This is a genomic window from Leptospira wolffii serovar Khorat str. Khorat-H2 (genome assembly GCF_000306115.2).
Taxonomy (GTDB): domain Bacteria; phylum Spirochaetota; class Leptospiria; order Leptospirales; family Leptospiraceae; genus Leptospira_B; species Leptospira_B wolffii.
This window is the reverse complement of the sequence record NZ_AKWX02000007.1, coordinates 471,295-485,681: the sequence shown is the minus strand read 5'-3', so window position 1 is coordinate 485,681 and position 14,387 is coordinate 471,295. Positions and strand designations below refer to the sequence as shown.

The window sequence follows — 14,387 nt, the reverse complement described above, 5'->3', positions numbered from 1 at the left end:
CTTCCGATTTAGATCGAGACTTTCTTATAAAAGAACTTCTTTGCGATTTCCGCGAATAAAACGTACAAAACCACGATTGCGCCCAAAATCGCGAGAAACTTAGGCGGCAAGGGAACGAGATCGAAAACGGAAGCGAAAGGAGTATAAGGGAAAGCTAAAGTAATTGCCAAAACGCCCAGAGTAGCGAATACCAACGGATTGGCAGGGCGACTCCGGAAAAACGGGTTTCTAGTCCGAATCACTAAAACGATCAGAGCCGCCGAAATCACGGATTCTATGAACCAACCTGTGCGAAATTGTTCGTTATCCACCTGCAAGACCCATTGTAGGACCCCGAAAGTGGTATAATCGAAAAGAGAACTCAAGAAACCGAAAACGATCATAAACTTACGAATCGCCGCGATATCCCAATGTTTCGGAGAAGAAATCATTTCTGGGTCCACGGAATCCGAGGCAATAGTCATTTCCGGAAAATCCGTCAGAAAATTCGTGAGAAGAATCTGCTTAGGAAGAAGTGGCAAAAAAGGAAGAAACAAGGAGGCTCCCGCCATACTGAACATATTTCCGAAATTAGCACTGGTGGCCATGAAAACGTATTTTAGAGTATTTGCGAAAGTGACTCTTCCTTCTTTCACACCGTCCACAAGAACTCCCAAATCCCTTTCCAGAAGAACGATATCCGCGGCGTTCTTCGCGACGTCGACTGCGGATTCCACAGAAATGCCCACATCAGAGGAATGAAGCGCGGACGCGTCGTTGATTCCGTCGCCTATGTATCCCACGACATTACCCGCTTTTTTTAATGCGATGATGATTCTTTCCTTACTATTCGGTTCTATCTCCGCGAATACGTCCACGTTTCCAGCAAGACGTACCAATGCCTCGTCGCTGAGGCGATTCAGTTCCGAACCGGTAAGTGTGTTGGGAGAATGCATACCTATTTGGGAACAAAGACTCGCCGCAACATAACGATTATCCCCCGTAATTACCTTTAAGGAAACCCCCAAATCCTTTAGGGAAGAAACCGTTTTGGATACGTTCGGTTTTGGAGGATCGAAAAAGGAAAGCATTCCTAGAAACACCATTCCTTGCTCGTCCGATTTTTGGATCCGAGAGACTTCTCCCATATCTTTTATGGAGATCCCTAAGACCCGAAAGCCGCGAGCGCTCAATTCTTGGAAGCGATTTAGAATATTCTTCTTATCCTCTTCCCAACCCTCTTCTCCTTCGCTTCCTCCTTTTGCGGAATTGCAAACGGAAAGAATTTCGGACAAGGCTCCCTTAGTGATCATTCTATATTTGGAATCTTGGGAAACGAGAATGCTCAGACGCTTTCTTAAGAAATCGTAGGGAATCTCATCCGCCTTTTTGTAGGAAGAAATATCGAAACTCAGATCCTTACGAATCGATTCGTCGATCGGATTCAAAAACCCCGTTTCGAAGCTAGCGTTCAGAAAAGCGTTTAAAGCCGTATCTTCGCTGGGTTTTCCATCGATACCTGTCGCGGAATCCAAACGCACGGTGCCTTCCGTCAATGTTCCGGTCTTATCCGAACAGATAATATTCATATTTCCGAAATTCTCGATCGCGGTGAGCCTCTTTACGATCACCTTTTTTTCCGCCATTCTTCTGGCACCGTGGGAAAGATTTACGCTAATGATCGCGGGCAAAAGCTGGGGAGTAAGCCCCACGGCCAACGCAAGGGAAAACATGAAGGATTCCAGAACGGACCTATGTAAGAAAACGTTAATTAAGAAAATAGAAAGAACGAGCATTAAGGTTATATGAAGAAGGAAGAATCCGAATTTTCGGACTCCGGATTCGAATTCGTTTTCCAAAGGTCTCAGTCGTAATCTTTCCGAAATCCGTCCGAATTCCGTGTGAGTCCCGGTATGAACCGCCAATGCCTTTGCCTCTCCGCTGATGACATGGGTTCCCATCCATAACGAATTGCTTCTTTTGGAAAGAGCCGCCTCCTTGGAAACGGATTCGCAGGATTTTTCCGCGGGAAAAGTTTCTCCCGTCATCGCAGCCTCGTCCACGAATAGATCCTTGGATTCCAAAAGAAGGCAATCCGAAGGAATGATATTGCCCGCGTTCAAAACGAGTATATCGCCGGGCACCACCTCCTCCAGAGGGATTTCGCGATCGACGCCTTCTCTCTTTACTAGAGATTTTACCTGTACGATTCCGAGTAGCTTGGCTACCGCCCCGATGGCTCCTCTTTCCTGCCAAAAACCGAGTAGCCCGCTCGCAAATACGATGCTTAGAATGATGATTGCATCGGTGGAAGCGTGAACTATGAACGAAAGGACGGATGCCGCTAGTAGCAGAAGAATGATCGGACTGCGAAATTGGGATAAAAATAAGGAGAAGCCGGTTCTTTCCTGCTTGGTATGCAAACGATTCCTGCCGAATCGAGTCAACCTGGACCGGGCTTCTTCGTCCGTAATACCGTCTTTTTGCGATTCCAATCTAGTAAGGCATTCTTCCGGAGAAAGACTCCAAAAGAATGCAAGCGAGTCTAAGGGGTCTTTCTTTTCACTCATATCTATTCTCCTAAGAAAGTACGCTCGTAGAGACTCGCAAGAAACGTTTTATTCTGCGAAAAATATTTTTATCATTCCTCCCGAACCCTATTCAAAGATTGCCAAGACTTCCCTCTTCCGACAGGGGGAGTCTCGTAAATAGTCCGCACCCAAACCCGGGGCCCCGAAGGATTCATTCCTCCGCTAAAATATGAATGTCCGAGACTTCTATGATATTTTTATCGTACCCTTTCGAAACGGCGGCGATCATGGCAAGACCCAGTTCTTTTAAGGTAGAGACTCGATTGGGGAAAATCGTTTTCAGAATCGGATACGCCCAGGTAATATATTTATAGGCGGGGAGAGTATTTTTCAAGCCGGGTGTAGGATGCATATAACCGGGACGAAATAGATACACCTTCGCAAAAGGTAAACAGGTTAGATCGTTTTCCGTTTTTCCTTTCACTCTCGCCCACATCGTTTTTCCTTTTTCCGTGCTGTCCGTACCGGCTCCGGAGATATAGCAGAAACTCATTTTGGGATTCGCTTTGGCGAGTACCGAAGCGAATCCCAGAGTAAGCGTATGAGTCAGTTTATGATAAACCTCTTCGCTTAAGCCGATGGAGGAAACCCCAAGACAGAAAAAACAAGCGTCGTAACCTTTCAGTCGGTCCTGTATGGGAGAAAGATCGTAAAAATCGGAGTGCACGATCTCTTTCAATTTCGGATGGCTCTTACCGCTCGGCTTACGATTTACTATCAGTATCTCGGTTATCTTAGGGTCCTCCAGGCATTCCTGCAAGACTCCCTCTCCGACCATTCCGGTCGCTCCCGTTATAATCACTTTCATATTGGAAATTCCTTATTTTCTAAATTAGTCCAATTGTCCGGATACGATAGGATCCTCTTCTCCGGTTTTCCACGGAAGATCCGGCCACCAAGGTAGGAAGGTCTTTGCTGCTCCGAACGTATTTATTATGAATCGGTTTCATGAAGGAATCCCCGCCTTTAAAATTATCTCACATTTCGAGCGCTAAGGATGATTGTTCCAATTCTAGTCGCCTTCTTTTTTGACAAATTTACGATAATTGTCAATTTGTAAGACCGCGCACCCGCGTAAAAGTTGACATTTTTTCTTTTTTTTGTCAGAATAAGATCCGTATTTTGGAATCGAAATAGATATGAGCGGTAAAAAGGAAAAAATCCCGAAGAGGGAACCGGACGAAGAAAGAAGAAAGGAAATCCTGGACGCGGCCTTGCATTGCTTTCTACAATTCGGATATTCCAAAACTTCCATGGACGATATCGCCAAGCAGGCGGAACTTTCCCGTCCGCTTCTGTATCTGAAATTCAAAAACAAAGAGGATTTATTCCAGGGAATCTTCGAACATCTTATGGAAGGATGTTATCCTAAAGCCGAAGAGACTCTGAAAGAGAAGTTGAGCCCCAAAGAAAAACTCTCTCGAATCTGCGAGATCCTACTATTGGAACCTTGGACTAAAGTCGAAGGGCATCCGAAAAGCCGAGAGTTTTATGAAACTTGTTCTAAATTATCGCCGGAAAGTGTAGAGCGTTATGAGCATCGGGTCGTCAAGAATCTGCAATCGGTTCTAGGCGATAAGGAAAAGGCGGAAGTCTTCTTCTTGGCTATGGAAGGGATGTCCGCCGATATTCCATCCACCAAAGTATTGCGCAAGCGCATGTCCATCCTCATAGATAACTTTCTTAGCTAAAAAATATTTCCGGATTTACTTTCTTTTGCCCTCTTTCGTAGAAATTCCCAAGTTATCGCGTCTTAGCAATTAGCTCTTGCCAGATTACGCTGGTATTTTACCTTCAGCAGGTTTTTTACCGAGTCCAAGGATGCATTTTTTTTCTCTGAACGAATCCCAATTTAAACCCAAGAATCTTTTCGGATTTATAGCATGGTCCGCTTCTATCCTTCTTCTAGGATGCGGGCGCGCCGAATGGATCGATTCGGAAGAGATTCTCTCCCTAAGGGGAGAATGGGATCTCGTCTCGGAGATACCCTCTCAAGGTCCTGAAATCAAAAAGAAAGGCGAGAAGGTCACAATTCCTTTCGATTTCAGTTCCGAATCCAAGTACGAGGATTTTGATGGATGTATTCTTCTGAAGCATTCCTTACCTGAAAAAGCCAGAACATGGATGAACAAGCAAGTAGGAGTCGCAATCGATACGGGACATTCTTCCGATGTCGCCGAATTCTATCTGAATGAAATCTCTAAAAAGGGAAAAATAGGACAGATAGGTTCCAGGGATCCTTATAGTTCCGGACAAGACGGAAGAATCGTTTCCGCTCTCCCCGCTTCCGCCTTCCTATTAGGAGAAGAGAATCATATCTACTCGAAAATCTGCACGGCTTCCGGAAGGCCATTTTTCTGGAGAGGACCGGAAGTCTCCGTAGGAACGAGTGCAGCAATATTCAGAAGCTTCGCGTTGGAATTGAGCGTCGCGTTTCTTTTAGCGGCGGTTTACATCAGTGTAGGTCTATATCACCTTCTCCTCTCCATTCGTCGTCCCAGCGATATATTCAATCTGTATTTCGGATGTTTCGCATTATTCTTCGCTTTCTTCCATATGACCAACAACGCGTCCGCGGAAATATTGTACGGTTCCCATAAAAACATACAATCCGTAGCGGATCAAGTTTCCCTAATGGGGTTCATCGGAAGTCTTCTGCTATTCATATCGCGTTTTTTCCTGGGCAAACATTCCAAATTAGCCGTAGGAGTAGCTTCCGCCTATCTGGGAATCGCATTCCTGGATATATTCGTGAGTCATAATATTCGGCTATTCTTATTGCAGGTCGTGGAAATCTCGATGCTATTCACCCTTCCGTATATTCTTTTCGTAACGGGAAGAGAAGCGTGGAGAGGCAATCCTGACGCCAGATTACTATTGGGTGGAGTGGCTCTTATCATAGTCGGAGGTATTCACGATCTGGCGGTCGAGCAAAGGGTTATTCGTTCCATTCTTATCATGCCCTACACGTTCTTAGCGTTCATCCTAGGAATAGCGTTCATTCTCGCAAATCGATTCGTAAGAGTCCATAACGAAGTGGAGGAATTGAACGCGAGCTTAGAAGAGAAAGTACGCAAACGCACCGACGATCTCCAAAAAAGTCTGAGCGAGATCAAGGAACTCAAGCACCAGCAGGACGGGGATTATTTTCTGACTTCCCAGCTTATGCAACCTTTAGCGGGAAACTACGCGAATAGCGACGTGGTTCGCGCGGAAATACTATGCAGACAGAAGAAAAGATTCCAGTTTCGCAATTGGCAGGGCGAATTAGGAGGAGATCTCTGCGCCGTATATTCTCTTAAGCTGAGGGGTCGGTCCGTTTTAGTTTTCTTTAATGGAGACGCCATGGGAAAATCCATGCAGGGAGCCGGCGGCGCCTTGATCATGGGAACCGTATTCAAAACCATAGTCACTCGCACCCAAAGCACCGGCGAAATGCAGGATCTATTTCCGGAGCATTGGCTGAAGAGATGTTATCAGGAACTCAAAAGCGTGTTCGTAACCTTCGACGGTAGAATGCTCATCTCCATGGTGGTGGGAATCGTGGACGAAGCCACGGGACTTCTTTATTTCATCAACGCGGAACATCCTCGTGTGGTATTGTATAGAGACGGAAAGGCGGACTTCGTGTCGGAGGGAGGAATGCTGCGCAAAGTTGGAGTGGAAGATCCTTCCGAAGTATTCGTAGTACAGACTCTCTCCCTAAGGCCAAACGACGCGATTTTGATCGGTTCGGACGGAAGGGACGATCTACAACTCGGGACGAACGAGGACGGAAACCAAATCATCAACGAGGATGAAAACGCCTTCTTAAAGGATGTGGAAGAGGCGAATTCGGAATTATTGCAAGTAGAGTCTCTTCTTCGAGCAAGAGGACAGATCATAGACGACTTAAGTCTGATCCGAATCGGTTATAAGGAGGATCTGCCGTCCGTCCAGGATATTCTGGATGATCCTTTCCATTCCGAACCCAAATCCCCCGAAGATTCCGGCCGAAACAAACAAAAGAAGGCGCTTAGAAACGGAATCGAAGAAAAGGATTATCTATTAGTTGCCTCGGAAGGACAAAGATATCTGGAACAATTTCCCGAAGACAGCTCGGTTTATCTATGGGTCTCCTATGCCTTAGCCAGACTCGGAAATTATGAACAGGCCATCAACTTCGGAGAAGTGCTTTTCCTCAGGGATCCGGATCATATCAAAAACAGGGAACATCTGGGAAAACTTCACCAGAAAAACGGCAATCGAACCAGGGCGGAGATACTACTCGGCAAAAAAGAGAATCCGACTTAAGTTCCTACCGATTCCTTTCGATCCCATAATTTTCAAAAAAGACTCCTTTCGGGGTCTTTTTTTTTGAGACTTTCTGGTTTTTTTATTAAACTAGATTGTCTAACCCAAAGTAGTCCTACTATTAAACTGGATTATTGGGAGAAATATTATGAGATTCGAAGGAAAAAAAGCCCTGGTTACGGGAGGAAATAGCGGAATCGGATTAACTACGGCAAGAATGTTAATCGAAGAAGGAGCCGAAGTCATCATTACCGGTAGAGACTCCTCCACCCTGGAAGCGGCGCAGGAGTCCTTGGGGCCTAAGGCGATAGTCGTGAAAGCGGACGTTTCCGATCCGGAGGAAAGAAAAAATCTTTTACATACGATTCAAAACCGATTCGGAGAATTGGATATATTGTTCGCGAACGCCGGTATCGTAAAACAGACTCCGGCAGGCTCTGGCTCCGAAAAGGATTTCGAAGAAGTGCTGAAAGTGAATCTGGTAGGAGTATTCTCCACGATTCAATCGACGCTTCCCTTTCTCAAGAACGGGTCCTCCATCGTATTAAACGGATCCATAATGAGCGTGCTCGGAGCCGCGGGGAGTTCGGCTTACGCCGCAAGTAAAGCCGGAGTTCGTGCTATGGCAAGGGTGCTTGCGAACGAATTGGGCCCGAAAGGAATTCGTGTAAACGTCGTGGTCCCGGGAGCCACCCGCACTCCTATCTGGGGTCCGGAAGGAGATGCGACCAACGCCAGATTAAGCATGATCGCGCGCTCCATTCCCATGGGAAGATTAGGAGAAGCGGAAGAGATCGCGAAAGCGGTGCTATTTCTGGCCTCGGAAGATTCTTCTTACATTCAAGGAACGGAGATCGTCGTGGATGGAGGCTCCACAAGCCTGCCCGCCGGAGCTCCGATTTATGCTGGAAAATAACTAAATGCAGAAAATCCTATCTTAGGAATTCCGCAAGCAATAGAGGGACCGTATGAAACGCAAAAATCTAGAACAAGACTCTTGCCCTATCGCGCGGTCCCTTAGTACTATAGGAGAATGGTGGTCCCTTCTCATCCTTAGGGACGTATTCTTAGGCAAAAGAAGATTCTCCGAATTAGAAAAAAGTCTGGGTTTAGCGAAGAACGTACTTAGCTCTAGATTGCAAAAATTGGTTTCGGAAGGCGTTTTGGAAATCGTCCCCGCATCGGACGGAAGCGCATATCAGGAATATTCCTTAACCGAAAAAGGAAAAGGAATCTTTCCCATACTCGTAGCCATTCGCCAATGGGGAGAGAAATTCCTTTTCCAAGACGACCCCATCGACCAAGCGCTTGTGGAGAAAAAATCCGGAAAGAAAATTAAGACGATTCAGGTCCAATCGCAGGCGGGTAAAAATCTTCGTCCGGAAGATGTCAGGCTCCTTTTTTTCGAAAAGATAAAGAAGCCCGGAAAAAGAAATTAAATTTCTATTTACGATTTCCGAATTTACGAATAATCAATACGTTTCCGATAGATTCTTCCCTATCCGAAGGAACCACGGATCGATTCACGGTAATGACCTCCGTGTTTAGACCGTTTTTAGATTCCAGATTTCCGTGAGAAGGTATTCGGACCTCCGAATCGAAAGCAGGCAAATGTTCCGACTCCTCGTTTCCGGCCGTCTGCAAGGAATGAATCTTTACTATCTCTGAAACGGGTTTACCTACTGCGTCAGACTCCATCCAACCGGTCAATTTCTCCGCGGCAGGGTTCAGAAAGAATATTCGTTTGGACTCGTCGGTCGCAATGACGCCTTCTTCCATTTCCCTTAGCGTCGCTAAAACCAGTCGATCCTGTCTTAAGATTTCCCGATCTAATTCGTATTTATAAAGGGTTAACTCTATCGCGATCTGCAATTCCCTGGTCTGAAAAGGTTTCAGAATGTATCCGTCCGGTTCCGTAAGTTTCGCACGATCCAAGGTGGTCGCATCCGATGAAGCGGTCAGAAAGATAATAGGAACGTCCAAGAAAGCCCGTATCTTTTCCGCTGCCTCGACACCGTCCACATAACCTCTTGAGAGAATGATGTCCATAAGAATGAGATCCGGAGAAAGTCGGGACGCCTTATCCACGGCGTCCTCTCCCGTAGACGCGATCACAGGAGAAGGAAAGCCCATTTGTTCCAATCGATGTCGGATATCCTGGGCCACCAAGCCTTCGTCCTCTACGATGAGTATTTTAGCCGAGCTCATTCAAAAGCTTCCTTCCGAAAAGCGGACTATTTTTCGAACTCCGATCTTCTTCATTCTCATTATCCTTTTCGGATCCTAGATGTACGGCATCGTGTTGGACCTCCCACAAAACGGAATCTCCCAATACGGAGGAAAGAATATCCCTTTCTTTGTGCCTTTTTCTCTCCCAAGCGCTCTTATTCAACGCCATCTCGATCGCTATCTTCAGTTCCTGGATTTGGAACGGCTTCAGTATATATCCGTAGGGTTTGGTCTCTTTGGTGCGAGTCCAAGTGGATTCGTTCGCGTAAGCTGTCAGATATATGATGGGAATATCCGAGAAAGTATGTATTTCCGCTCCGGTTTCGATTCCGTCCAATTCTCCCCTCGAAAGGGTTATATCCAAAATCAGAAGGTCCGGCCTTTCTTCCAAAACGCGAACCAATGCCTCCTCGCCGGTTTTAACGACTCGAACGGAGGTGTAGCCGATCCTTTCCAACTGGAAGCAGAGGTCCCGGGCGACTATATTCTCGTCTTCTAATATAAGAATCTTAGGTGATTCGAAACTCATTTTCTCACCTTACTCCTTTCCTTGAAGGCCAAAGTGAATTTCGTTCCTTCTCCTCCTTCCAATTCCAATTTTCCTCCTATCTGCTCGGAGAGAGTATTGACCAGTTGCAAACCTAAGGATTCAGATCTTCTATAATCGAAATCCTCCGGAAATCCAACACCGTCGTCTCCTACGCTCAATACGAATAGATCGCCTCGATCCTTTATGGATATAAAAATGGTTCCTTCTTCCCGCCCTGTAAAACCGTATTTCAGGGAATTCGTTACCAGTTCAGTTACGATCAAACCGCAATGGATCGCGGAATCCAAACTAAGATGCACCGGATCCGCATCGATATCGAAATTGATCTGGGAATTGACTCTATATGTACGCATTAAATTCGTAACCAAGCTATATAAGTATTCTCTAAAATTCGTCTGGGCAAGGTCCTCGTTCTGGTAGAGAAGTTCGTGAATCAAGGCTATGGATTTTATCCTGGACTGGGAATCCGCGAACATCTCCAAAGATTTGCGATCCGTGATATAATTTCCCTGCAGATTGAGAATGCTGGATACGATTTGAAGGTTATTCTTCACTCGGTGATGGATCTCGCGCAATAAGACTTCCTTTTCCCTGAGGGACACTTTCAAGGCTTCTTCGGCCCTGGATCTTTCCGCAATCTCCCCCATGAGTTCCTGGTTCACCCGATGCAATTCGGAGGTCCTCTCCTGGACTCTTATCTCCAACTCGTCGTGACTTCTCCTAAGCATCTCCTCTTGGATAGTCAATATCTTATTTTTCTTATATAGGTCGACGAAAACGGAAAGCTTGGACTTCAATATTTCGGGAGCGACGGGTTTTACCAGAAAGTCCACGGCGCCCAAGGAGTATCCTTTGAACATCCCGGTTTCGTTCGTTCCGTAGGCGGTTAAAAAGATGATAGGAATCTGGGCACATTTTTCCCTTTGGCGTATGATCGAAGCCACATCGAATCCATCCAGCCCGGGCATTCTGACATCCATGAAGATCAGCGCAAAATCCTCGGGTTCGAGTAACGCTTTTAAGGCCTCCGGCCCGGAACCTACCTTAACCAGTTCGATCTCCGGACCGGATAGAATATGCTCCATCACTTTCAGATTGTCCGGATTATCGTCCACTACCAAGACTTTGACTTTGATATCCCGTTCCATATTCATCTACTCAACAATACCCTAAGAAGGGAAAGAAGTTGATCCACACTCACGGGTTTCGCGATATAATCGGTAGCCCCCGCATCTATACATTTTTCCCGGTCCCCTTTCATCGCCTTTGCGGTCAGTGCGACTATCGGCAAGGTCTCGAATCCTCCCATGGACCGAATCGCTCGCATCGCTTCATATCCGTCCATATTAGGCATCATCACGTCCATCAGAACGATTTCCATGTCCGGGGTTCCCCTGAGTATCTCGATTCCTTCCAATGCGCTTTCCGCATGGAATACGCGCATTTTATGGAGTTCCAATACGCTCGTAAGGGCGAATATGTTTCTGACATCGTCGTCCACTATCAAAACTTTATGATTTTCTAATTCCACATCCGAACCGGAAGAACTTAGGTCGTAGGGTTCCGCCAGAATATTGCCTGCGAGACTGCTCCCTCCGGAATAAGATGAGAACACCCCGGGTATCCAAGCCCCGCCTCTATCGTCCATGACAGGAGGCTGAGAGAATTCCATTACCGATCCTTCGGATTCGAATTCTTCCGTAGGAACATACTCCATGGGCAAAAAGAGAGTGAAGATGCTTCCTTCCTCCGATTTGCTCTCGAGCTTCAGCTCCCCTCCCAATAATCGGGTGATTTCCTTACTGATAGAGAGTCCGAGTCCTGTTCCTCCGTATTTACGGCTAGTACTTCCGTCCGCTTGGCGGAACGCCTCGAAGATCAGACTCTGTTTCTCCGGAGGAATTCCGATCCCGGTATCGATCACTGAAAAAGAAACGACCGAGTTGGCATGATTCAGAATGAAATGGTTCTCGCTCCATCCTCCCTTAGCCCTATGAATCTGCAGACTAACGCTTCCCTTATGCGTGAACTTGAACGCATTCGAGAGTAGATTCCTGAGAATCTGCTGTAATCTTTGCAAGTCGGTGGTCATACTCCTAGGCAATTCTGCACCCAAGAATACCCGAAACTCTAATTCCTTATTACGGGCAGTCTCTCTAAAGGAGCGATCCAAATATTCAGCAAGTTCCCGGAACAGAACGGAATCCAAATCCACGCTCATTTTACCTGATTCTATTTTAGAAAGATCCAATATATCGTTGATTAACTGCAATAGGTCGTTACCGGAACTATGGATGGTTCTCGCATATTCTATCTGTTTAGAGGAAAGATTTGCGCTTTCCTCATCGTATAGAAGCCTAGAAAGGATCAGCATATTATTGAGAGGAGTCCTAAGTTCGTGGGACATATTGGCAAGAAACTCCGATTTATATCTGGAAGTCAGCGCCAATTGCCTTGCCTTCTCTTCGAGGGAATGCCTGGCTTGCTCCACCTCTATGTTCTTTCTCTCCACTTCCTCGTTATTCCTTGCCAGAAGGCGGGCTTTTTCCTCCAATTCGTCGTTCTTCTCTTGTAGTTCTTCCCTTTGCTCTTTTAATAATTCCTCGGAGGCTTGTAGGGATTTTGCCTGTTCCTCCAATCTTTGGTTGGTTTTAGTCAATTCTTCCTGGCGCCCTTGCAATTCTTCCGTAAGGGTTTGGGACTGTATTAGAAGTTCTTCCGTCCTCATACTCGCGGCGATCGTATTCAAAACGATCCCGATACTTTCCGTCAATTGATCCAAGAAATTCAAATGGATGGGAGTAAAACTCTGGAAGGATGCGAGCTCTATGATTGCTTTCACCTCTCCTTCGAATAACACAGGCAATACGACTATATTTAAAGGCGTCGCCTCTCCCAATGCGGAGTTGATCTTGATATAATCCTTAGGAACCTGTGTGACGAGTATCCTCTCTTTTTCCAGATAACATTGCCCTACAAGGCCCTCTCCCGGCCGGAAGCGGTCCTGAACCTGATTGCGTTTCTGGGAGGCGTAGCTCATTAGCAACTTGAGATTCGGTTCTTCTTCGCTATTTTCCGTAATGAAGAATGCACCGTTCTGAGCCGAAACAAGAGGAGCCAATTCGGAAAGAATCAACTTACTTACGTTTACCAAATTTCTCTGTCCTTGCAAAAGCCTCGTAAACTTGGCAAGGTTCGTCTTTAGCCAGTCCTGTTCCGTATTGATTCGGGTCGTCTCCCTTAAATTTCGGATCATCTCGTTGATATTATCCGACAGGGCCGCCACTTCTCCCGCCGCCTTTACCGTCACCGATCGGGAAAGATCCCCTTTGGTCACACCCGTTGCCACTTCCGCGATCGCCCTTACTTGAGTCGTCAAGTTACTCGCCAATTGGTTCACGTTATCCGTCAGGTTTCTCCAGAGACCAGCGGCACCGGGGACGCTCGCCTGGCCTCCCAGTTTTCCTTCTATACCCACTTCCTTAGCGACCGTAGTCACCTGGTCTCCGAAAAGTCCCAGAGTGTCGATCATATCGTTGATCGTATCGGAAAGCTCTGCGATCTCTCCTTTGGCCTCCAAATATAACTTTTTCTTTAAGTCTCCGTTCGCCACGGAAGTTACCACTTTAGCGATTCCCCTCACCTGAGTTGTGAGGTTGTTCGCCATGAAATTCACGCTATCCGTAAGGTCCTTCCAAGTCCCAGCGACTCCCCGAACATCCGCCTGGCCTCCCAGTTTTCCTTCCGTTCCCACCTCTCGGGCAACACGAGTCACCTCCGATGCAAACGAGTTCAACTGGTCCACCATCGTGTTGATCGTGTCTTTCAGTTCTAGGATCTCTCCCTTTACATCCACTGTGATCTTCTTGGAAAGGTCTCCTGTTGCAACCGCCTTCGTGACCTCGGCGATATCTCTCACTTGGCCCGTTAAGTTCGAGGCCATGGAGTTCACACTATCCGTAAGGTCCTTCCAGGTTCCCGCTACTCCCCGAACATCCGCTTGACCGCCAAGCTTTCCTTCCGTTCCCACCTCTCGGGCAACACGAGTCACCTCCGATGCGAAAGAGTTTAACTGGTCCACCATCGTGTTTACGATCTTCGCAGTTCGCAGGAACTCTCCCTTCAAGGGCCTTCCTTCTATCTCCAAGGACATGTTCTGGGATAGGTCTCCTCCCGCCACGGCTCCGATTACTCGCATGACCTCGGTATTCGGTTGTACTAGATTTCCGATGAGGGAGTTCACCGAATTGATGCAGGCGGCCCAGGATCCGCTGGTTGCAAGGGCGCTGATCCTTTGGGAAATCTTTCCTTCTTGGCCGACTTCGTTACTGATCCTCTCGAATTCTTTTACCATTCGATCGTTCTGATCTATGATATCGTTCAGTAGATCCGCAATCTTACCGGAGAGGCCGGTTCTGTCCAAAGACATCCTTTTGGAAAGATCCCCTCTACGCAACGCAGAGAGAACTTCCACAAACTCCCTCAAATCCAATTCGTTCTTATCAACGAAAGCTATTGTCTTAGTGCTCACCATTCGGAACCAACCCAGGTGCAATCGGCCAAAAGCACCACCTAAGTGAGTAATCATGCTATGAAACTGAAAGAATCACAACAAAAATCGAATATTCTTTCGGTGTATTATTTTAGTTAGACGGTATATTCATATGTAGTGAAAAATGCTACAAGGGGTCCCAAGTTCCCGAACCTTCGAGAACCGCAACAGGCAAGAACGGACTTCGACGGAT

Annotated in this window: 10 protein-coding genes; 4 read left to right on the top strand and 6 right to left on the bottom strand. The window is 46.7% G+C overall.

The genetic code is table 11. The annotated features are described in order from the left end of the window. Positions 1–8 precede the first annotated feature (8 nt). Together mgtA and LEP1GSC061_RS06510 are read right to left on the bottom strand one after the other, a co-directional pair. On the bottom strand, positions 9–2,549 hold the full coding sequence (gene mgtA, locus LEP1GSC061_RS06515; protein ID WP_016544605.1) for a magnesium-translocating P-type ATPase: 2,541 nt from the start codon (positions 2,547–2,549) through the stop codon (positions 9–11). Positions 2,550–2,721: 172 nt separating this feature from the next. Beyond that, a complete protein-coding gene (locus LEP1GSC061_RS06510) occupies positions 2,722–3,378 on the bottom strand; it encodes an NAD-dependent epimerase/dehydratase family protein (protein WP_016544229.1) in 657 nt (218 codons plus the stop codon). 331 nt (positions 3,379–3,709) lie between these two features. Between LEP1GSC061_RS06510 and LEP1GSC061_RS06505 the strand changes: the two genes are divergently transcribed. From LEP1GSC061_RS06505 to LEP1GSC061_RS06490, 4 genes are all read left to right on the top strand, one after another. Further along, the gene (locus LEP1GSC061_RS06505; RefSeq protein WP_016544186.1) at positions 3,710–4,261 is read left to right on the top strand and encodes a TetR/AcrR family transcriptional regulator; all 552 of its coding nucleotides are present in this window, start codon (positions 3,710–3,712) and stop codon (positions 4,259–4,261) included. Between the two features lie 130 nt (positions 4,262–4,391). After that, positions 4,392–6,863: a SpoIIE family protein phosphatase gene (locus tag LEP1GSC061_RS06500; RefSeq protein WP_016544335.1), complete on the top strand. Its 2,472-nt coding sequence runs from the start codon at positions 4,392–4,394 to the stop codon at positions 6,861–6,863. Positions 6,864–7,011: 148 nt separating this feature from the next. Next, a complete protein-coding gene (locus LEP1GSC061_RS06495; protein WP_016544448.1) occupies positions 7,012–7,779 on the top strand; it encodes a glucose 1-dehydrogenase in 768 nt (255 codons plus the stop codon). 52 nt (positions 7,780–7,831) lie between these two features. Further along, entirely contained in the window at positions 7,832–8,302 is a 471-nt protein-coding gene (locus LEP1GSC061_RS06490) for a winged helix-turn-helix transcriptional regulator (protein ID WP_016544595.1), read from the top strand. A 4-nt stretch (positions 8,303–8,306) separates the two neighbouring features. On the opposite strand, the gene LEP1GSC061_RS06485 is transcribed toward LEP1GSC061_RS06490, so the two are convergent. From LEP1GSC061_RS06485 to LEP1GSC061_RS06470, 4 genes are read right to left on the bottom strand one after another with little or no spacing between them, the layout of a single operon-like run. Beyond that, a complete protein-coding gene (locus LEP1GSC061_RS06485; RefSeq protein WP_016544702.1) occupies positions 8,307–9,071 on the bottom strand; it encodes a response regulator in 765 nt (254 codons plus the stop codon). Beyond that, positions 9,058–9,621 carry a response regulator gene (locus LEP1GSC061_RS06480; RefSeq protein WP_016544834.1) on the bottom strand — a complete coding sequence of 188 codons (564 nt, stop codon included), beginning with the start codon at positions 9,619–9,621 and terminating at the stop codon, positions 9,058–9,060. The genes LEP1GSC061_RS06485 and LEP1GSC061_RS06480 overlap by 14 nt, the downstream gene beginning before the upstream one ends. After that, positions 9,618–10,790 carry a histidine kinase dimerization/phosphoacceptor domain -containing protein gene (locus LEP1GSC061_RS06475; RefSeq protein WP_198014242.1) on the bottom strand — a complete coding sequence of 391 codons (1,173 nt, stop codon included), beginning with the start codon at positions 10,788–10,790 and terminating at the stop codon, positions 9,618–9,620. Before LEP1GSC061_RS06475 ends, LEP1GSC061_RS06480 begins: the two co-directional genes overlap by 4 nt. 2 nt (positions 10,791–10,792) lie before the next feature. Next, a complete protein-coding gene (locus LEP1GSC061_RS06470; RefSeq protein ID WP_016544379.1) occupies positions 10,793–14,176 on the bottom strand; it encodes a HAMP domain-containing protein in 3,384 nt (1,127 codons plus the stop codon). Between the last annotated feature and the right edge of the window lie 211 nt (positions 14,177–14,387).